This window comes from Nocardioides halotolerans DSM 19273, assembly GCF_000422805.1.
GTDB classification, from domain to species: domain Bacteria; phylum Actinomycetota; class Actinomycetes; order Propionibacteriales; family Nocardioidaceae; genus Nocardioides; species Nocardioides halotolerans.
The window spans coordinates 168,051-187,036 of record NZ_KE383926.1; the positions used below are offsets into that span (position 1 = coordinate 168,051).

General features: G+C 72.0%; 18 protein-coding genes. 9 read left to right on the top strand and 9 right to left on the bottom strand.

All coding sequences use genetic code 11. The annotated features are described in order from the left end of the window. Window positions 1-2 precede the first annotated feature (2 nt). Entirely contained in the window at window positions 3-326 is a 324-nt protein-coding gene (locus G514_RS0122580) for a hypothetical protein (protein WP_028653593.1), read from the bottom strand. 177 nt (window positions 327-503) lie between these two features. Here G514_RS0122580 and G514_RS0122585 point away from each other — a divergent pair, with 177 nt between their 5' ends. Then, window positions 504-1,880: a DUF222 domain-containing protein gene (locus G514_RS0122585; RefSeq protein ID WP_028653594.1), complete on the top strand. Its 1,377-nt coding sequence runs from the start codon at window positions 504-506 to the stop codon at window positions 1,878-1,880. Between the two features lie 2 nt (window positions 1,881-1,882). On the opposite strand, the gene G514_RS0122590 is transcribed toward G514_RS0122585, so the two are convergent. Beyond that, window positions 1,883-3,004 carry a citrate synthase 2 gene (locus G514_RS0122590; protein ID WP_028653595.1) on the bottom strand — a complete coding sequence of 374 codons (1,122 nt, stop codon included), beginning with the start codon at window positions 3,002-3,004 and terminating at the stop codon, window positions 1,883-1,885. 58 nt (window positions 3,005-3,062) lie between these two features. On the opposite strand from G514_RS0122590, the gene pdxH reads away from it, so the two are divergent. The 5 genes from pdxH to G514_RS0122620 all read left to right on the top strand — a co-directional run bounded on the left by pdxH (window position 3,063) and on the right by G514_RS0122620 (window position 9,151). Next, complete coding sequence (gene pdxH, locus G514_RS0122595; protein WP_051248113.1) at window positions 3,063-3,749, top strand: pyridoxamine 5'-phosphate oxidase; 687 nt, start codon at window positions 3,063-3,065, stop codon at window positions 3,747-3,749. A gap of 72 nt (window positions 3,750-3,821) precedes the next feature. Beyond that, window positions 3,822-4,649, top strand: coding sequence for a hypothetical protein (locus G514_RS0122600; RefSeq protein WP_028653597.1), 828 nt, complete (start codon window positions 3,822-3,824; stop codon window positions 4,647-4,649). A 298-nt stretch (window positions 4,650-4,947) separates the two neighbouring features. Then, window positions 4,948-5,547: a TetR/AcrR family transcriptional regulator gene (locus G514_RS28480; RefSeq protein WP_157545156.1), complete on the top strand. Its 600-nt coding sequence runs from the start codon at window positions 4,948-4,950 to the stop codon at window positions 5,545-5,547. Then, a complete protein-coding gene (locus G514_RS0122615) occupies window positions 5,547-7,280 on the top strand; it encodes an ABC transporter ATP-binding protein (protein WP_028653598.1) in 1,734 nt (577 codons plus the stop codon). The genes G514_RS28480 and G514_RS0122615 overlap by 1 nt, the downstream gene beginning before the upstream one ends. Then, window positions 7,277-9,151, top strand: a complete 1,875-nt coding sequence (locus G514_RS0122620; protein ID WP_028653599.1) for an ABC transporter ATP-binding protein — start codon at window positions 7,277-7,279, stop codon at window positions 9,149-9,151. Before G514_RS0122615 ends, G514_RS0122620 begins: the two co-directional genes overlap by 4 nt. A gap of 283 nt (window positions 9,152-9,434) precedes the next feature. Here the strand turns inward: G514_RS0122620 and G514_RS0122625 are convergent, their stop codons facing one another. Together G514_RS0122625 and G514_RS0122630 are read right to left on the bottom strand one after the other, a co-directional pair. After that, window positions 9,435-10,277 (bottom strand): alpha/beta fold hydrolase, encoded by an 843-nt coding sequence (locus G514_RS0122625; protein ID WP_028653600.1) that lies wholly within the window; start codon window positions 10,275-10,277, stop codon window positions 9,435-9,437. A gap of 80 nt (window positions 10,278-10,357) precedes the next feature. Continuing rightward, a complete protein-coding gene (locus tag G514_RS0122630) occupies window positions 10,358-10,945 on the bottom strand; it encodes a TetR/AcrR family transcriptional regulator (RefSeq protein ID WP_028653601.1) in 588 nt (195 codons plus the stop codon). A gap of 141 nt (window positions 10,946-11,086) precedes the next feature. On the opposite strand from G514_RS0122630, the gene G514_RS0122635 reads away from it, so the two are divergent. Further along, window positions 11,087-12,745 (top strand): MFS transporter, encoded by a 1,659-nt coding sequence (locus G514_RS0122635; RefSeq protein WP_028653602.1) that lies wholly within the window; start codon window positions 11,087-11,089, stop codon window positions 12,743-12,745. Then, the gene (locus G514_RS0122640) at window positions 12,742-13,182 is read left to right on the top strand and encodes a MarR family winged helix-turn-helix transcriptional regulator (protein WP_028653603.1); all 441 of its coding nucleotides are present in this window, start codon (window positions 12,742-12,744) and stop codon (window positions 13,180-13,182) included. The genes G514_RS0122635 and G514_RS0122640 overlap by 4 nt, the downstream gene beginning before the upstream one ends. A gap of 12 nt (window positions 13,183-13,194) precedes the next feature. Here the strand turns inward: G514_RS0122640 and G514_RS0122645 are convergent, their stop codons facing one another. Genes G514_RS0122645 through G514_RS0122655 form a run of 3 tightly spaced genes read right to left on the bottom strand, consistent with a single transcriptional unit; the run spans window position 13,195 to window position 16,923 of the window. Next, window positions 13,195-14,793 (bottom strand): glycoside hydrolase family 13 protein, encoded by a 1,599-nt coding sequence (locus tag G514_RS0122645; RefSeq protein WP_028653604.1) that lies wholly within the window; start codon window positions 14,791-14,793, stop codon window positions 13,195-13,197. Continuing rightward, complete coding sequence (locus G514_RS0122650; RefSeq protein ID WP_028653605.1) at window positions 14,790-15,542, bottom strand: hypothetical protein; 753 nt, start codon at window positions 15,540-15,542, stop codon at window positions 14,790-14,792. Before G514_RS0122650 ends, G514_RS0122645 begins: the two co-directional genes overlap by 4 nt. Before the next feature lie 28 nt (window positions 15,543-15,570). Then, window positions 15,571-16,923 carry a cryptochrome/photolyase family protein gene (locus G514_RS0122655; RefSeq protein WP_028653606.1) on the bottom strand — a complete coding sequence of 451 codons (1,353 nt, stop codon included), beginning with the start codon at window positions 16,921-16,923 and terminating at the stop codon, window positions 15,571-15,573. A gap of 142 nt (window positions 16,924-17,065) precedes the next feature. Between G514_RS0122655 and G514_RS0122660 the strand changes: the two genes are divergently transcribed. Beyond that, window positions 17,066-17,752 carry an iron-dependent transcriptional repressor DtxR gene (locus tag G514_RS0122660; protein ID WP_028653607.1) on the top strand — a complete coding sequence of 229 codons (687 nt, stop codon included), beginning with the start codon at window positions 17,066-17,068 and terminating at the stop codon, window positions 17,750-17,752. A gap of 24 nt (window positions 17,753-17,776) precedes the next feature. Here the strand turns inward: G514_RS0122660 and G514_RS0122665 are convergent, their stop codons facing one another. Continuing rightward, complete coding sequence (locus G514_RS0122665; RefSeq protein ID WP_028653608.1) at window positions 17,777-18,649, bottom strand: Sir2 family NAD-dependent protein deacetylase; 873 nt, start codon at window positions 18,647-18,649, stop codon at window positions 17,777-17,779. Beyond that, on the bottom strand, window positions 18,646-18,915 hold the full coding sequence (locus tag G514_RS0122670) for a DUF2277 domain-containing protein (protein WP_028653609.1): 270 nt from the start codon (window positions 18,913-18,915) through the stop codon (window positions 18,646-18,648). Before G514_RS0122670 ends, G514_RS0122665 begins: the two co-directional genes overlap by 4 nt. Window positions 18,916-18,986: the final 71 nt, after the last annotated feature.

An 18,986-nucleotide genomic window follows, 5' to 3' on the forward strand; every position in this document is an offset into this window, starting at 1 on the left:
CGTCAGGACCCGTGGAGGATCGCGAAGTACCAGATGAAGACCGCGCCAGCGGTCAACGGCGCAAGGACCGCGCCAACAAGAACGCCCGCGCCCCAACGACGTCTTCGTGGGTTGAGGAGTGCGATCGTGCCGACCAACCCGGTCAGAACAGCGCTGCCGGCCACCAGCCCGACGGACCACTCTTCGCCGCCGCGAGCGTTCCAATGATCGGCGATCGGAATGGTGCAGGCCGCGACGGCGAGGTTGACTGCGAACGCCAAGATGAAGCCCCAACCGAAGGAGGCTGGCTCCGGCTCCGGCTCCGCGAGCTCCCCACGTGACGCCACGACCCGAAAGGTATGCCAGGACCAGGGCTTCTGCCCGACCCATCGTCAGGTGAGTGCTTGCTCGGCGACCTGGGAGGTGGAACTCGCCCACCAGGACCAGAACCCGGACGTTCGTACGCTGTGGACAGCGTCCTCCGATCCAGTAGCAGTGTCGGTGGCGAGTGGTTGGGTTGAGTCATGCCCGAGCCGATCAGCTTCGTCGCCGTCGAGGACCTCGACGCCGCCGAGACGCTGACCGCGGTCGAGGCGGGCGTGCGCGATCGGCGGGCTGCCGAGGTGCGTGAGCTCGACCTGGCGCTGCACTGGGCCGACCTGCACGCCGACGACCCTCGTGCTGATGGCGTGCCGCGGCCTCCGGGTGCGGCGCGGCTTGTGCGGGTCGGTGGCGCCGGGACGCCGATGGTGCAGGACCTGGCGTTGTGCGAGCTCGCGGTCGCGCGGGGTCAGCACACGCTGGCGGTGCGGTCGCTCGTCGCCGACGGGCTCGACCTGCGGCACCGGCTGCCCGAGCTCCACGCTGCGGTGCGAGAGGGCCGGGTCGACCTGTGGGCTGCTCGCAAGGTCGCCTCGATGACGCGCAAGCTCGACGCCGAGGCGGCCGAGCTGGTCGACCACGCGGTGGCGGAGGCGGTCGAGGAGGGGCCGGGTCGGCTGCTCACGATCGCCGAAGCCAAGGTGCTTGAGGCCGACACCGAGGCGGCTCGTACTGAGCGAGAGGCCGGGCGCCGCAAGAGGTACGTCGCCATCACCCCGACCGATGACGACGGACTCCGCACGGTGATCGCCCCAGTTGTTCCGGCCGACGCGGTCTGGCTCGACGCGACCCTGGAGCGGGTGGTCGACGCCCTCGACGCCCGCCGTGACCTGGTGCCCGACCTGCCGGAGGACTGCACGCGCGACGAGCTCCGCTCGGTCGCGCTGGGGTGGCTTGCCCATCCCGAGGACGTGCTGGCCCTTCTCGCAGGGGAGGCGGAGCCGCGCGGCAACGGCGCGAAAGCCCGGCACGCCGTCGTGCACGTCCACCTCCACCAGACCGTCCTGGAGGGGGCCGAGGGCGTGGCACGGGTCGAGGAGGCCGGTCCGCTGCTTCTGGAGGAGCTCCAGGGGCTCCTGGGCCACGCGCGGGTCACGCTCGCGCCGGTCATCGACCTCGCCGAGACACACAGCGTCAACGCCTACGAGCACCCCGAGGAGGTCAAGGTCCGCACCCACCTGCGCTGCGTGGGCGACGTGTTCCCCCACGCGACCACGATCAGCCGCGGCACCGACATGGACCATCCGGATCCCTACCAGCCCACCGGCCCACCCGGCCAGACCGGCGACCACAACGCCGCCCCGCTGGGGCGACGACATCACCGGGCCAAGACCCACCAGGCCTACCGCGCCCAGCAGCTCGGCCTCGGCCGCTACCTCTGGCACACCCCGCACGGACTGCGGCGTCTCGTCGACGCCACCGGCACCCACGAGGTGGACGCGGCCTGCGCTCTCGAGCTCGAGCACCCAGGTGCGCTCCACGCCGCCCTCGACCGGGTCCGCGACGGGACGGCGCCGTAGCTCTAGTCAGCCCACTCCGCCTGCCAGCCCTCCACGTCCGTGGCGGGACGGGCGGACGGGCCGGCGTAGATGGCCGAGGGCCGGATCAGCCGGCCGGTCTTCTTCTGCTCCAGGATGTGCGCCGACCAGCCGCCGGTGCGGGCGCAGGTGAACATCGAGGTGAACATGTTGGCCGGCACCTCGGCGAAGTCGAGGACGATCGCCGCCCAGAACTCCACGTTGGTCTCCAGCACCCGGTCGGGGCGCCGCGCGCGCAGCTCGGCCAGGGCGGCCTTCTCCAGCGCCTCGGCGACCTCGTAGCGCGGGGCGTCGAGCTCCTGCGCCGTGCGCCGCAACACGCGAGCCCGCGGGTCCTCCGCGCGGTAGACGCGGTGGCCGAAGCCCATCAGCCGCTCGCCCTTGTCGAGCAGTCCCTTGACGTAGGCGTCCGCGTCGCCGGACTTCTCGACCTCCTCGATCATGGTCAGCACCCGCGCCGGCGCACCGCCGTGCAGCGGCCCGCTCATCGCGCCGATCGCCCCGGAGAACGCGGCCGCGACGTCGGCGCCGGTCGAGGTGATCACCCGGGCCGTGAACGTCGAGGCGTTCATGCCGTGCTCGGCGGCCGAGGACCAGTAGGCGTCGATCGCCTTGACGTGCTTGGGGTCCGGCTCGCCCTTCCAGCGGATCAGGAAGCGCTCGGCGAGCGTGGCGCCCTTGTCGACCTCGCTCTGCGGCACGACGGGCTTGCCGAGGCCCCGGGCCGACTGCGCGGCGTACGACAGCACCATCACGGCCACCCGCGAGAGGTCGAGGCGCGCCTGCTCGTCGCTGATGTCGTAGGTCTGACCCATCCCGAGCATCGGCGCCAGCATCGCGACCGACGCCTGGACGTCGGCGCGGACGTCGCCGGTGTGGATCGCGATGTTGTACGGCTCGGCCGGCGGCAGCCCGGGGGCGTAGGACCCGTCGACGAGCAGTCCCCACACGTTCTCGAACGGCACCCGGCCGACGATGTCCTCGATGTCGACGCCGCGGTAGCGCAGCGCCGAGCCTTCCTTGTCGGGCTCAGCGATCTCGGTCCGGAAGGCGATGACGCCCTCGAGACCCTCGTGCACCTCCACCGCGGATACGTCGTCAGCCATGTCGCGCATTCTGCCGTACCTGCTGCCGGACCCGAGGAGGCCCGTATGTTGAGCATCCATGGATCCCCACGACGCCCATGAAGACGCCGGCGCGCTCGGCTCGGTGGCGGCGGCCCGCGCGGAGTACACCACGGGCGGCCTGGTCGAGGCCGACCTGCTGCCCGACCCGATCGCGATGTTCCGGCGGTGGTACGACGACGCGCACGCGGCCGGCCTCCACGAGCCCAACGCGATGGTGGTCGCGACCGTCTCGGCCGACTTCGCGCCGTCGGCACGGCTGGTGCTGCTCAAGGGCGTCTCCGACGAGGGGTTCGTGTTCTACACCAACACCGGCTCGCGCAAGGGCACCGAGCTGGCCGGCAACCCCCGCATCGCGCTCCTCTTCCCGTGGCACCCGCTGGAGCGCCAGGTGCGCGTCGACGGCACCGCCCGGCTGCTGCCGCGAGCCGAGGTCGACGCCTACTTCGCGGTCCGCCCGCGCGGCTCCCAGCTCGGCGCATGGGCCTCGCACCAGTCGCGGGTGGTCTCCGGTCGCGACGAGCTCGCCGCGGCGTACGCCGACGCCGAGGCGCGCTACGCCGACGTCGACGTGCCGACGCCCGAGGAGTGGGGCGGCTACCTCGTGCACCCGGAGGCGGTGGAGTTCTGGCAGGGCCGGCCCGGCCGGATGCACGACCGGCTCGTCTACCGCCGCACGGCCGGCGATGGGGAGGACGGCTGGCAGACCGAGCGGCTGGCCCCGTAGGGCTCTCCCACCCGGCATATGACCCACAAGGACCATGGGCCTCGCGCCGAAGCCGACATAGCCTCGACGTTCGTGACCAAGCACCTCTTCCGTGGGAACCCGCGCCTCCTCATCGGCGCGCTCCCGTGGGCCGTCGGCGTCGTCCTCCTCAAGTGGATCGCGGACGCCACGGACCTCCAGCCGCTCAACCTGAGCCCGCTGCTCGCCGGCGCGATCGCCGCCGAGGTCTTCATCCTCGGCTTCCTGCTCTCCGGCACCGCCGGTGACTTCAAGGAGGCCGAGCGGCTGCCCGGCGAGGTCGCGGCGAGCCTGGAGACCATGGCCGACGAGTGCCTGATCACCTACGAGGACCTCAGGCTCCCCGAGGCACGCACCGCCCTCCAGCAGCTCATCGAGATCAGCACCTCCATCCGGATGTGGCTGATGCAGGACCGCGGCTTCGACGACGTGCTGTCCGACATCCGCGCGCTCAACGGGCCGTTCCGCGTGATGGCGCCGGCGATCCAGGCCGGCTTCACCACGCGGCTGAAGTCGGAGCAGGCGTCGGTGCGCAAGATCGTGCTCCGCATGGACACCATGCGCCGCACGTCGTACGTCGCCGCGGGCTACCTCATCGCCGAGGTCACCGCCGTGCTGCTGGCCGCGATCATGGTCCTCACCGACCTCGAGGACCTCGCGCCGACGCTGTGCCTGGTCGGGCTCATCACCTACCTGCTGTTCTACCTGGTGGGGCTGATCCGCGACCTCGACAACCCGTTCGAGTACCCCGACGGCAAGCCCGGCGCCGCCGACGTGAACCTCGACGTGCTCGAGCGCAACGAGGACCGGCTCCGCGCGCTGCTCGGCGCCCTCGAGCCCGAGTCGGCCAACCCGGCGGCGCCCATGGAGCCGTCGGTCTGAACGCCGCCCCCGGGCTCGCCTGCCAGGACGGCGACTCGGTCACCCTCACCCACGCCGGCCTGAGCTACGTCGGACCGCTGCGCGAGGACGGCAGCTTCGCCACGGCGGCGGTCACGGTGCAGGTGGGTGGTGACACGCACTCGCTCGCGGTGGCGGGCACCTTCGGCGACGACGGCTTCGAGGCCACGGTGAGCGCCGCGGTGACAGGTGGGCAGACGTGCGGCTACACGGTGGAGTGGGCGGGACGAGGACGTAATCGAGTTGTGAGTGAGTGCTCACTCACTTTAGGCTGTCCGGCGTGCCTGACACCTCCGTACGCCGCGAGCGCGCCCGGCCGATGTCGCCCGAGGAGCGCCGCGAGGCCATCATCGAGGCCACCCGCCCGCTGCTCTACGAGCACGGCCAGGCGACGACGACCAGGCTGATAGCCGAGGCGGCCGGCATCGCCGAGGGCACGATCTTCCGCAGCTTCACCAGCAAGGACGAGCTCTTCGAGGCCGTCCTGGAGCGCGAGTTCGACCCGGATGCGTTCCTGGCGCGGCTGGCGGAGATCGACCCCGAGCTGCCGCTGCGCGAGCGGCTGGTCACCTACACCGGGCTCTTGCAGCAGCGCTTCCTCGGCATCTTCCGGCTGATGACCGCCATGGGGATCACCAAGCCGCCGGCGAAGCTCCGCGACGAGGCTACCCGCCGCCGCCTGCACGACCACGGTCTCGCGCTGCTCATCGGCGCCGACGCCCCGCTCTTCAAGCTCTCGGTCGACCGCGTGACCGAGCTGGTCCGCGGGCTCACCTTCGCCGCGAGCCACCCGCACCTCACCGATGCCCAACCACTGATCCCCGAGGAGATCGTCGACGTGATCCTGCACGGCGTCCTGAAGACGGGGGAGCAGGCCTGATGCTGCTGCGCCTCCTCCGCACCCACCTCGCGCCGTACAAGCCGTGGCTCGCCGCCATCGTGGTGCTGCAGTTCACCGCGACGGTCGCGATGCTCTACCTGCCCAGCCTCAACGCCGACATCATCGACCGCGGCGTCGCCACCGGCGACACCGACTACATCCTGCACACCGGCGCGATCATGCTCGGCGTCTCGGTGCTGCAGATCCTCTGCTCGGTCGTCGCCGTGGCGTGCGCCTCGCGCACGGCGATGTCGTTCGGCCGCGACCTCCGCGCCGCCGTCTTCCACCGCGTCGGCGCCTTCTCGGGTCGCGAGGTCGCCCAGTTCGGCGCGCCGTCGCTGATCACCCGCAACACCAACGACGTCCAGCAGGTGCAGATGCTCTCGCTGCTCACCTGCTCGCTCGCGGTACAGGTCCCGATCATGATGGTCGGCGGGATCGTGATGGCGATGCGCGAGGACCTCGGCCTGTCCTGGCTGCTGGCCGTCGTGGTGCCGGCGCTGTTCCTCTCCGTCGGCCTGGTCGTCTCGCAGATGGTGCCGAGCTTCCGGCTCGTCCAGTCGCGCATCGACGACGTCAACCGGATCATGCGCGAGCAGATCAGCGGCATCCGGGTGGTCCGCGCCTTCGTCCGCGAGCCGCGCGAGCGGCAGCGGTTCGCGGAGGCCAACGACGGACTGACCGAGGTCTCGATCCGGGCCGGCCGCTGGATGGCGACGATGTTCCCGCTGGTGATGCTGGTCGTGAACATGTCGAGCGTCGCGGTCATCTGGTACGGCGGGCACCGGGTCGACGAGGGGCAGATGCAGGTGGGGGCGCTGACGGCGTTCCTGAGCTACCTCATGCAGATCCTCATGAGCGTGATGATGGGGACCTTCATGCTCATGCAGGTGCCGCGCTCGGCGGTGTGCGCCGACCGGATCAGCGAGGTGCTCGACACCCGGCCGAGCGTCGTACCGCCCCAGGCCGGGGTCACCGAGCTCACCGCGTACGGCGAGCTCGAGCTCGAGGACGTGTCGTTCACCTACCCCGGCGCCGAGCACCCGGTGCTGTGCGACGTCGGCTTCAGCGCGCGTCCGGGCCAGACCGTCGCGATCATCGGCTCGACCGGCGCGGGCAAGACCACCCTGGTCAACCTGGTGCCGCGGCTCTTCGACGCGACGTCCGGCGCGGTGCGGGTCGACGGCGTCGACGTGCGCGACATCGCCCCCGAGACGCTGTGGTCGCGGATCGGGCTGGTGCCCCAGAAGGCGTTCCTCTTCACCGGCACCGTGCGCAGCAACCTCCTGCACGGCAAGCCGGACGCGACCGACGACGAGCTGTGGCACGCGCTGGAGGTGGCCCAGGCTCGCGACTTCGTCGAGCGGATGCCGGAGGGCCTCGACGCCCCGATCGTCCAGGGCGGCACGAACGTCTCGGGCGGCCAGCGGCAGCGGCTCGCGATCGCCCGGGCGCTCGTGCGCCGCCCCGAGATCTACCTGTTCGACGACACGTTCTCCGCGCTCGACCTCACGACCGACGCCCGGTTGCGCGCGGCGCTGCGTCCCGAGACCCGCGACTCGACCGTCGTCGTCGTGGCGCAGCGCGTCTCCACCATCCGCGACGCCGACCTGATCCTGGTGCTGGAGGACGGCCGCGTGGTCGGTCGCGGCACCCACACCGAGCTGCTCGGGAGCAACGAGACCTACCAGGAGATCGTCGCCTCCCAGCTCACCGCCGAGGAGGCCGCATGAGCACCACCACCGCCCCCAAGGGCGGCCCGGCGATGAAGCAGACCGAGCGCATCGAGGCGCCGATGGGCGGCCCGGGTCGCGGCCCGATGGGCGGCGGCATGGTGGGCCAGAAGGCCATGACCTTCGGCCCGTCGGCCAAGCGGCTCGTACGCCGGATGGCCCCCGAGCGCAACCGCGCCTACGCCGTCATCGCCCTGGCCGTGGCGAGCGTCTTCCTGCTCGCCTACGGCCCACGGCTGCTCGGCCACGCGACCGACCTGATCTTCGGCGCCTTCCTCGCCCAGCAGCCCGTCGACTTCGCGGCCGTGCGCACCACGCTGCTCGAGGTGGTCGCGGTCTACGCCGCGGGCTCGGTGCTCGCGTGGGGCCAGGGCTACCTGCTCAACGACGTCGTCCAGAGCACCGTGCGCCGGATGCGCTCCGACGTGGAGGACAAGGTCAACGCGCTGCCGCTGGAGTACTTCGACAAGCAGCCGCGCGGCGAGCTGATGAGCCGGGTCACCAACGACATCGACAACATCAGCCAGACCCTGCAGCAGACGATGAGCCAGCTGATGACGTCGCTGCTCACCGTCGTGGCGGTGCTCGCGATGATGCTGTGGATCTCGCCGCTCCTGGCGCTGATCGCGCTCGTCTCGGTGCCGGTGTCGATGTGGGTGACCTCGCGGATCATGAAGCGGTCGCAGGGGCAGTTCATCGCCCAGTGGCGTCGGACCGGCCGGCTCAACGCCCAGATCGAGGAGTCGTTCTCGGGCCACGCGCTCGTCACCGTCTTCGGGCGGCGCGCCGAGGTCGAGCGGACCTTCGCCGAGGAGAACGAGGAGCTCTACCAGGCGTCGTTCAAGGCGCAGTTCGTGAGCGGGCTGATCATGCCGGTGATGATGTTCATCGGGAACCTCAACTACGTCGTGGTCGCGGTCGTCGGCGGTCTCCGGGTCGCTCACGGCACGCTGACGCTGGGCGAGGTGCAGGCGTTCATCCAGTACTCCCGGCAGTTCATGCAGCCGCTCACCCAGGTCGCCTCGATGATGAACCTCCTGCAGTCCGGCGTCGCCTCCGCCGAGCGGGTCTTCGAGCTGCTCGACGCCGACGAGCAGGTGCCCGACAGCACCGACGTCTTCCCGCCCGCCGGCAGGGGAGAGGTGCGGTTCGAGCATGTGTCGTTCAGCTACGACCCCGCCGAGCCGCTCATCGAGGACCTCTCGCTGGTCGCCAGCCCGGGCCAGACGGTCGCGATCGTCGGCCCTACGGGTGCCGGCAAGACCACGCTGGTCAACCTCGTCATGCGCTTCTACGAGCTCGACGGCGGTCGGATCACGATCGACGGCACCGACATCACCGCGATGCCGCGCGCCGCCCTGCGCGGCCGGATCGGCATGGTGCTGCAGGACACCTGGCTGTTCAAGGGCACCATCCGCGACAACATCCGCTACGGGCGCCCCGACGCCACCGAGGAGGAGGTGCTCGAGGCGGCCCGGGCGACGTTCGTCGACCGGTTCGTGCACTCGCTGCCCGACGGCTACGACACGCTGGTCGACGAGGACGGCGACAACCTGTCCGCGGGCGAGCGGCAGCTGCTCACGATCGCGCGGGCCTTCCTCGCCGACCCGGCGCTGCTCATCCTCGACGAGGCGACGTCGTCGGTCGACACCCGCACCGAGCTGCTGCTGCAGCACGCAATGGCGGCGCTGCGCACCGACCGGACGTCGTTCGTGATCGCCCACCGGCTGTCCACGATCCGCGACGCCGACCTGATCCTGGTGATGGAGGACGGCCGGATCGTCGAGCAGGGCAACCACGACTCGCTGCTCGCCTCGGACGGCGCCTATGCGCGGCTGTACCAGTCGCAGTTCGCGGCGGCCGTCGCCTGAGCCCGGCTCCCGGATAACTCATTGTCCACGCGCCCGCGGCGACCTACGCTCGTCGTACACGGGAAAGGAGGTGGTCCGAAGAATGAATTCTTTGAGGACGCGTGAGGTGGCTGCCCGCTAGCAGCCCCAGCAACACGGCAGGTTGGCCAAGAGATCGAGGCCGGTCGTGCCGAGCTGCTGGCGAATCCACCGCAGCTACCCGACCCGCAGGCGAACCGGGAACGTCCCCCGGTGCGGCCCCTCCACAGGGGCCACGCCTGCGGGTTGCTGCATCTCCAGGGGTCTAAGCCGAGCGGCCCAGGCGCGCCTGGGTGCCGACGAAGTCGACCACGCGGTCGACGACGGCCGGGTCGCGCAGGATCTTGCGGTGACCGAGGCCCTCGGTGGTCACGAGCGGGGCGCCGACCGACTCCGCGAAGTCGACCACGTCGGCGTAGGAGGTCTGCCGGTCGCCACGGTCGGTGATGACCAGGGTCGGCAGCGGGTCGACGTGGCGGGCCTGGACCCGGGCGTCGAAGTCCAGCAGCGGGACGCCGACGAACTCATCGACCGCGCGGTCGAACGCCGCCCGGACGCGAGGGCCGAAGCCGAGCGCCTTCTGGAACTGGTCGAAGAGCGACTCGGCCTCGACCATCGGGGCGATGAACACCAGGCGGTCGGCGCCGAGCCAGCCGAACCGCAGGGCGAGGTAGGTCGCGATGGTGCCCATCGAGTGCGCGACGACGGCCTCGGCCGGCCCGAAGCGGCAGAAGACGGCGTCGAGGGCCTTGGCGAGCTCGACCCCGTTGGTGCGGCCCGGGCCGGCCGGGCCGTGGTCGGAGTCGCCGTGGGCAGGGGCGTCGAACATGACGACGCGGTGGCCGGCGTCGAGCAGCGCCGGCACCATCGCGCCGAACTGCGTGCCGCGGCCGCCCCAGCCGTGCACGAGGTAGACGGGCCGGGCCTCGGGGTCGCCCCAGACGAGGCCGCGGACCGTGTGGCCCTGCGCCTCGACCTCGAACGGCATGCTGCCGGACGGGACGGGAAGGTCCGCCATCCGCGGTGGCGCGGTGAACCACAGGTCGCGCGCGGCCCGTCCGGCGCGGCCGGGGGCGAGGTGCTCGGCGTACCGGAACCGGGCGCGCACGAGAGCGTTCCTGAGACGAACGGTCGTGCTTTTCTGAAGAGCTGACATGGCGTGAGGTCCTTCCTGGGGCGACGGGTCGGCTAGGCCGCGCAGGACTCGAGCAGCTGGTCGAGGGCCTGGCGGGTGTGGTCGAGCGCCTTGGGGTCGCGCATCAGTCGCGCGGCGTGGTGGTAGCCGAGCATCAGGCCCTGGAGCGTGAAGGCCACCTGCTCGGTGTCGAGGTCGGAGCGGAAGTCGCCGTCGGTCACGGCGGTGCCGGCCACGGTGGCGACGAACTCGAGCCAGTCCTGCTGGCTGCGCAGCACCGCGTCGCGCATCGGCCCGGGCTGGTCGTCGAACTCGGTGGCGGCCGTGACGAAGATGCAGCCGCCTTGGAGCGCCTGGGTCTCCCACTCGAGCCACTTGTCGAAGAGGGCGCGCACCCGCGCCTCGCCGCGGGGTGCCGCCAGCGTCGGACGGATCACGAGGTCGGTGAACCGCTCGCGCGCCCGCTCGAGGGTCTCGAGCTGCATGGCTTCCTTGGACTTGAAGTGGGCGAAGAGACCGCTCTTGCTCATGCCGGTGTGCTCGGCCAGCTGGCCGATGGTGAGACCGGTGAAGCCCACCTCCGACGCGATGGCCACCGCGGCGTCGAGGATCGCCGCCTTGGTCTCCGCACCCTTGGTCACGGATCAACAATGGCACGACCGTGCTTTTCGAGCAAGCGTGATCGCCGTCTCAGTGGTTGACTGGTGTCAACCTTCGGGAATACCGTTGACGACGGCAACCTTATGACGACCGTGCTTCGCCCCGACCGAGACCAGGACTCCGTGACCACACCCACCCCCGCCGGGACCCCGGCCGCCCCCGGCTCCATCGACGAGGCACCCGACGAGGCGCCCGTCGAGGCGTCCGGTCAGATGTCGCACCGCGAGGTGCTCGAGGCGCTCTCCGGGCTGCTGCTCGCCATGTTCGTCGCGATGCTGTCGAGCACCGTGGTGACCAACGCGCTGCCGCGCATCGTCAGCGACCTGCACGGCAGCCAGACCGGCTACACGTGGGTCGTGGTGGCGACATTGCTCTCGATGACCGCCACCACCCCGATCTGGGGCAAGCTCGCCGACCTCTTCAGCAAGAAGCTGCTCGTGCAGTCGGCCCTCGTGATCTACAGCGTCGGCTCCCTCATCGCCGGCCTCGCCCCCAACATGGAGACGCTGATCGGCGCGCGCGTGGTCCAGGGCCTCGGCGTCGGCGGCCTGACCGCGCTCGTCCAGGTCGTGATCGCCTCGATGGTGAGCCCGCGCGAGCGCGGCCGCTACTCCGGCTACATCGGCGCGACGTTCGCCCTCGCCACGGTCTCCGGCCCGCTCATCGGCGGCCTGATCGTCGACTCCCCGCTCGGTTGGCGCGGCACGTTCTACGTCGGCCTCCCGGTCGCCCTCGCGGCGTTCCTCGTGCTGCAGTTCAAGCTGCACCTGCCGGTCGTGAAGCGCCACGTCGACATCGACTACCTCGGCGCGACGCTGATCGTCGGCGGCGTGAGCATCCTGCTGGTCTGGGTCTCGCTGGCCGGCCAGCAGTTCGACTGGCTCTCGCCGGCCACCGCCGTCCTCGTGGCGCTCGGCGTCGCGGTGATCGCCGCCGCGGTGTACGTCGAGGCGCGGGTCGCGGTCGAGCCGGTCATCCCGCTGCGGCTCTTCAAGGACCGCACCACCTCGCTCGCCACGGCCGCCTCGGTGCTCATCGGCGTCTCGATGTTCGGGGCGACGGTCTACCTCAGCGAGTACTTCCAGAACGCCCGCGGCATGACCCCCACCGAGGCCGGCCTGATGTCGGTCGCGATGGTCGGCGGGCTGCTCGTCTCGAGCATCGTCACCGGCCGCATCATCAGCGAGACCGGCCTCTGGAAGCGGTACCTCACCGGCGGCATGGTGCTCGTCGTCATCGGGCTGGGCCTGCTCGGCACCATCGACGCGGACACCCCGCTGGTGGAGGTCGGCGCGTTCATGGCGCTCCTGGGCCTCGGGCTCGGCGCCACGATGCAGAACCTCGTGCTCGCGGTCCAGAACAACACCGCCCAGGCCGACATGGGTGCGGCCAGCTCGGTCGTGTCGTTCTTCCGCTCGATGGGCGGCTCGATCGGCGTCTCCGCGCTGGGCGCCCTGCTCAGCCACCAGGTGACCCAGAAGGTCACCGACGGGCTCGCCGCGCTCGGCATCGAGGGCGGTCACAGCACCGGCGCCATCCCCGACCTCGACGCGCTGCCCGCGCCCGTCCGCTCGCTCTACGAGGGCGCGTTCGGCGATGCCACCGGCCACCTGTTCCTGGTCGCGACCCCGTTCGCGCTGCTCGCGTTCGTGTGCATCCTGTTCATCCGCGAGGTCCCCCTCCGCACGACGCTCGACCACCAGGACGCCGCCATCGGCAACAATGGCGCCGTGGACCAGGGTGTCGACGCCGGCGCCGGCGTCAGGACGGGCGTGCGGTGACCGAGCGAACGGACTCCCTGCGGATGCTCGAGCGTGAGGTCGGCGTGCTGATCCGCCGGATCCGGCGGGTCATCGGCGAGCGCGCCCGCGCCGTCCACGAGGACCTCCAGCCGGCGTCGTACCTCCTGCTGTCGTGGCTGGTCGACGAGGGGCCGGTGCGCGCCTCGTCGATGGTCGAGAAGTTCAACATCGACAAGGGCGCGGTCAGCCGCCAGCTCCAGCACCTCGCCGAGCTCGGCCTGGTGGAGCGCACCCCCGACCCCGCCGACGGCCGGGCCACGCTCGTCGCCGCGAGCGAGGACGCCAAGCACCGGCTCGCCGACGTGGCCGAGCACCGGCGCAAGTGGCTCGACGAGCGGCTGGGCGACTGGACGACCGACGAGCTGGCGACCTTCGCCGCCACGCTGGAGAAGTACAACCTCGCGCTCAACGCCTGAGCGTGGCCGGCGTCAGCCGGTCTGTGCGAGCCAGACGGCGGTGTCGGTCGGCAGCAGGCGGCCCTCCAGCTCGCCGCTCGCCACGACCACCTCGCCCGCCGGCAGCTCGACCGCGTCGGGGCCGGCGTTGAGGACCACCGTCAGCAGGCCGCGCGTGAAGCTGAGCACGTCGTCACCCGCGTCGAGCAGCTCCACCTCCTCGGTCGCGTCGAGCGCGTGCTCGCGGCGCGCGGCCAGCGCGGTCTTGTAGAACGCCAGCGTCGAGTCGGGGTCCTGCTCCTGCGCGGCGACCGTGCGGTCGGCCCAGTCGAGGGGCTGGGGCAGCCACGGCTGCCCGGTGCCCGGGCCGAAGCAGTATGGCGGCGCGTCGCCCGCCCACGGGATCGGCACCCGGCAGCCGTCGCGCCAGTGGGTGTGCGTGCGCAGCCAGGACGGGTCCTGGCGCAGCTCCTCGGGGACGTCGACGTCCTCGAGGCCGAGCTCCTCGCCCTGGTAGAGGTACGCCGAGCCCGGCAGCGCCAGCATCGCGAGCGTCGCGGCGCGGGCGCGGGCGATGCCGACCGGCCCGCCGCCGTACCTCGTCGCGTGCCGCACCACGTCGTGGTTGCTGAGCACCCACGTGGGCGCGGCGTCGACCTCGGCGAGCTCCGCCAGCGTCCGGCGTACGACGCCCGCGAAGGCCCGGGCCGACCACGGCGCGAGCAGCCAGGAGAAGTTGAACGCCTGGCTCATCTCGTCGGAGCGGACGTAGCGGGCCATCGACTCCGGGGTCTGGGTCCACGCCTCGGCCACCGTCATCCGGTCGCCGGGGTAGTCGGCGAGCACCCGGTGCCAGCGCCGGTAGATGTCGTGCACCTCCGGCTGGTCCCACATCGGCTCGTCGCGCGGCGGTCGATCGCGCGCGGCCTCGGTGAAGTCGATGCCGCTGGCGGGCTCCTCGCCCTCGGGCACCACCTGGTCGCGCAGGCCCTCCTCCTTGACCAGGCCGTGCGCGACGTCGACGCGGAAGCCGTCGACGCCGCGGTCGAGCCAGAACCTCAGCACCGACTCGAACAGGTCGCCGACCTCGGGGTTGCGCCAGTCGAGGTCGGGCTGGGAGGTGTCGAAGAGGTGGAGGTACCACTGCCCGTCGGGCACCCGCGTCCACGCGAGACCGCCGAACACCGAGCGCCAGTTGTTCGGCGGCTCGGCGCCGTCGGGCCCCGTGCCGTCGCGGAAGATGTAGCGCGCTCGCTCCGGCGACCCCGGCGGGCTGGCGAGCGCTGCGCGGAACCACGCGTGCTCGCTCGAGGTGTGGTTGGGCACGAGGTCGACCACGACCCGCAGCCCGACGTCGTGGGCCGTCGCGATCAGCGCATCGGCGTCCGCGAGGCTGCCGAACAGCGGGTCGACGTCGGTGTAGTCGGCGACGTCGTAGCCGTGGTCGCGCTGCGGGGAGGTGTAGAACGGCGTGATCCAGAGCGCGTCGACGCCGAGGTCGCGCAAGTAGGGCAGGCGCGAGGTGATGCCGGGCAGGTCGCCGACGCCGTCACCGTCGCTGTCGGCGAAGCTGCGGACGTAGACCTGGTAGGTCACCGCGTGCCGCCACCAGGGTGCCGTGGTCGTGCTCAATTGAAATCCTTGGGGTCGACGGCGATCCAGACGTGCTCCGCGGTGCCGACGAGCACGCCGGCGGAGTCGTAGAGGGACGTGGCGCTGGCCCGCTTGCGGCCCGACTCGCCGCGGGCGGCGCCGACGACGACGTGCTCCTCACCGACGCACGGGAGCGACCACAGCCGGGCGGTCATGGTGCCGAGCACCATCAGCCGGGCACCGATGTCGGCGGCCCAGCCGCCGGCGCAGTCGAGGGCCGCCCAGGTGACTGCGTGACCGGCCTCCAGGGTGGCGTCGCGGTACTCGTGCCAGTCGGCGCACAGCCCGGTGTCGGGCGTCCAGGTCGCAGCGACCCGGCCCTCGCCGACTGGTCCCGGGAAGATGCGGAGACCGTCCCCGGGCTCGCGGCCGGTGCCGCAGGCGAAGCAGGTGGGAAACGGGTGCGCCGCCAGGCCCGGGTACGCCGCCTCGGCGGCCCGCGCGGTCGCCGCGTCGACCGGCGGCACCGGCTCGAGCTCGCGGTCGGCCGGCGTCGCCCGGGCCACCTCCCGGCCGTCGTACGACGCCACGAGGAGGGCTTCGTCGCGGGCCACCGTCATCGTGACGTCGAGCGGCGGCGGCTGGCTGAGCCGGACCGTGACCCCGCCCCAGCCGGGCGGCGCGAGCGCCGCCAGCGCCCCGGAGGTGTAGCCGCCGTTGCCGGAGCGGGCGGGGCCGCGGAAGCGGCCGGCGACGAGCAGCTCGGTGTCGACGGAGGCTGAGGTCACCCGGTCACGCTACGCCGTGGGTGATCGGTCACCGGACCGCCTCCCAACGGTCGAGAGCCTCCTGGCGCTCCGCCTTGTGGTCGACCATCGGCGCCGGGTAGCCCACCAGCTCGCGGGTCTCCAGGTCCGGGTCGTGCGGGTCGGGCACGCGCTCGGGATCGCGGAGCTCCTCGACCCACCGGCGGACGTAGGCGCCGCCCGGGTCGAACTTCCGGCCCTGCGTGGTCGGGTTGAAGACGCGGAAGTAGGGCGCCGGGTCGGTCCCGCAGCCCGCGGTCCACTGCCAGCCGTGCTGGTTGGAGGCCAGGTCGGCGTCCACGAGCCAGTGCATGAAGTGCCGGGCGCCGTGCTGCCACTCCAGGTGGAGGTCCTTCACCAGGAAGCTCGCGACGATCATCCGGACCCGGTTGTGCATCCACCCGACGGCGCGCAGCTGGCGCATCCCGGCGTCGACGACCGGGAAGCCGGTCCGACCCTCCTGCCACGCCTCGAGCTGGGTGCCCGGCCGGTCGTAGGCCATCCGCGCGAACTCGGTCCGGAGGTACTCCCGCGCCGTCCGTGGCTCGCGGAAGAGCACGCCGGCGTAGAACTCACGCCACGCGAGCTCCTTGCGGTACGTCGCGGCGCCCGTGCTGCGCTTGCGGGCCAGCGCGGCCAGCATCGTGCGCGGGTGGATCTCGCCCCACTTCAGGTGCACCGACATGCGCGAGGTCCCGTCGACCCCGGGCTTGTCACGGTCCTCGTCGTAGGCGTCGACGCGGTCGAGGAACTCCTCCCAGCGGCGCAGCGCCGCGGCCTCGCCCGCCTCGGGCAGCTCCAGTCCCGCCGGGGGAGCGGGGTCGGGGATCTCGGTCGTGCCGTCCTCGAGCACGGTCCAGCTCGCGCCGGAGGGCGGGTCGGCCGGCGCTCGCCAGCCGTGCTCGGACCACGCCCGGGAGAACGGCGTGAAGACCCGGTAGCCCTCGCCGGAGCCGTTCGTGACCCGGCCCGGTGCGACGGCGTACGGCGTCCCGGTGCGCACCAGCTCGATGCCGGCCTCTGCGAGCGCGGCCTCGACCGCGGAGTCGCGGCGCCGGCCGTAGGGACCGAAGTCCGCCGCGGCGTGCACCCGCTCGGCGCCGACCGCACGGGCGGCCAGCACCACCCGGCGCACGGGGTCGCCGCGGACGACGGAGAGCCGGGTCCGGTGCTGGCGCAGCTGCTCGTCGAGGGCGCGCAGCGAGGCTCCCAGGTAGGCGCGCCTGGTCGGCCCGGCAGGACCCCAGAGCGCAGGATCGAGGACGAACAGCGGCAGCACCGGCCCGTCGGCGACCGCGTCGAGGAGGGCGGGGTTGTCGGCCAGCCGCAGGTCGCGGCGGAACCACATCACGCTCGTCGGCATCGCGACCGTCCCTCCTCGGCGTCCAGGCCGGGGCCGGTACCCGCTCGTAGGACAGAATGTCTCGTGTGACCACCCCACGAAACCGCGCCGGAGAGGCGCTTCGCGCGGAGGCCGCTCGCTTCCGCGGGGACCCCGGAGAAGCATGAGCGACCTGATCGACACCACGGAGATGTACCTCCGGACCATCTACGAGCTGGTCGAGGAGGGCATCGTCCCGCTGCGTGCGCGGATCGCGGAGCGGCTGCACCAGAGCGGGCCCACCGTCTCGCAGACCGTGGCGCGGATGGAGCGCGACGGCCTTGTCACGGTCGAGGGCGACCGTCACCTCCAGCTGACCGAGGAGGGCATGCGCCTCGCCACCCGGGTGATGCGCAAGCACCGCCTCGCGGAGCGGCTGCTCACCGACGTGATCGGCCTCGACTGGGAGCTCGTGCACGAGGAGGCCTGCCGCTGGGAGCACGTCATGTCCGAGACCGTGGAGCGGCGGCTGGTCGAGCTGCTCGACCATCCGACCGAGTCGCCGTACGGCAACCCGATCCCGGGCCTGGCCGAGCTCGGCGAGGAGACGCTCGGCGAGCACTTCATGACCGGTGTCGAGGCGCTGTCCGACGCCGCCTCCCGCGAGGAGGGCCGGGTGCTGGTCCGCCGCATCTCCGAGGAGATGCAGAAGGACGAGTCCCTGATGAGCGCGCTGCGCCGCGTGGGTGCCCTGCCCGACAAGACGATCACGGTCATCTCCACGCCCGAGGGCGTGCTGGTCGGCTCCGGCGGCGAGACCGCCGAGATCGTGCCGGAGGCGGCAGACCACATCTTCGTGCGCAAGCTCTGAGCTTCGGCACTCTCCGGTGACGCGCTAGGAGGCGTGGGGAGCCCGCCGCAGGTCGAGCGCGGTCAGGAACTCCGACGTCCCCGCGTGCAGGCGGTACGTCGCCAGGTCGTCGCCGCGCGTCTCGCCGCGGTTGACGACCACGACGGGCGTGCCCGCCTTGGCCGCGCGCCGGACGAAGCGGAAGCCGCTCATCACCGTCAGGCTCGAGCCGGCGACCAGCAGGGCCCCGTCGCACCCCGTGAGCGCGTCGACGGCGGCGTAGCAGCGCTCGACGCGGTCGGCCGGCACGTTCTCGCCGAAGAACACCACGTGCGGCTTGAGCACGCCGCCGCAGTCCTGGCAGCCGGCGACCACGAAGCCGGAGGTGTCCTCGAGCTCGACGTCACCGTCGGGGCGCACGTCGGCGGCCAGGTGCCGCTCCGCGAAGCCCGGGTTGAGCTCGGTCAGCCGCTGCTGCAGCGCGCTCCGCGCCGTGACCGCCCGGCAGGCCAGGCAGACGACGTCGGCGATCCGGCCGTGCAGGGCCACCACCCGCCGCGATCCGGCCCGCTCGTGCAGCCCGTCGACGTTCTGGGTGACGAGCAGCGCGGGGTCGATGCGGGCCAGCGCGTGGTGACCGGCGTTCGGCTCGGCGGTGCGCATCCGGCTCCACCCGAGGTGGCTGCGGGCCCAGTAGCGCTGCTGCGCCTCGGGACCCGACACGAACTCCTGGTAGGTCATCGGGGTGCGCGCCGGGCTGCCCGGCCCGCGGTAGTCGGGGATGCCGGAGTCCGTCGAGCACCCCGCGCCGGTGAGCGCGACCAGCGGACGGTCGGCCAGGAAGTCGAGGACCTCCGTCGCCGCTGGTTGAGGAGGTCGTTCTGCGACCGTCTCGAAACCCCGGCCGGCCAACGTCATTGCGCGTAGCGGAGCGCCGCCCGCTCGCGCGCCTTCGCGGCCTCGACCTCGCGGTCCTTGGGCGGCGCGGTGGTGACCAGGTCGTCGATCAGGTGCCGGACGACGTGCGCGATGTCGTGCACGGCCTGGTCGAAGATCGCCTGGTTGGCGGCCGACGGCTTGGTCGCCCCGCTGACCTTGCGCACGAACTGCAGGGCCGCGGCGGTCACCTCGTCATCGGTCGCCGGGGGCTCGAAGTTGTTGAGCGGACGGATGTTGCGGCACATGTCTGCAAGATTACGTCGGCGAAGCATCGCCGTTGGTCGAGCTTGTCGAGACCGCCGCAACGAGCGGTGCA

Bases quoted from the DNA above. Each gene is read 5' to 3' on its own strand.
- G514_RS0122620 (WP_028653599.1), top strand. From the start codon at position 7,277: ATGAGCACCACCACCGCCCCCAAGGGCGGCCCGGCGATGAAGCAGACC.
- G514_RS0122590 (WP_028653595.1), bottom strand. From the start codon at position 3,004: ATGGCTGACGACGTATCCGCGGTGGAGGTGCACGAGGGTCTCGAGGGC.
- pdxH (WP_051248113.1), top strand. From the start codon at position 3,063: ATGGATCCCCACGACGCCCATGAAGACGCCGGCGCGCTCGGCTCGGTG.
- G514_RS0122660 (WP_028653607.1), top strand. From the start codon at position 17,066: ATGAGCGACCTGATCGACACCACGGAGATGTACCTCCGGACCATCTAC.
- G514_RS0122585 (WP_028653594.1), top strand. From the start codon at position 504: ATGCCCGAGCCGATCAGCTTCGTCGCCGTCGAGGACCTCGACGCCGCC.
- G514_RS0122670 (WP_028653609.1), bottom strand. From the start codon at position 18,915: ATGTGCCGCAACATCCGTCCGCTCAACAACTTCGAGCCCCCGGCGACC.
- G514_RS0122615 (WP_028653598.1), top strand. From the start codon at position 5,547: ATGCTGCTGCGCCTCCTCCGCACCCACCTCGCGCCGTACAAGCCGTGG.
- G514_RS0122655 (WP_028653606.1), bottom strand. From the start codon at position 16,923: ATGCCGACGAGCGTGATGTGGTTCCGCCGCGACCTGCGGCTGGCCGAC.
- G514_RS0122665 (WP_028653608.1), bottom strand. From the start codon at position 18,649: ATGACGTTGGCCGGCCGGGGTTTCGAGACGGTCGCAGAACGACCTCCT.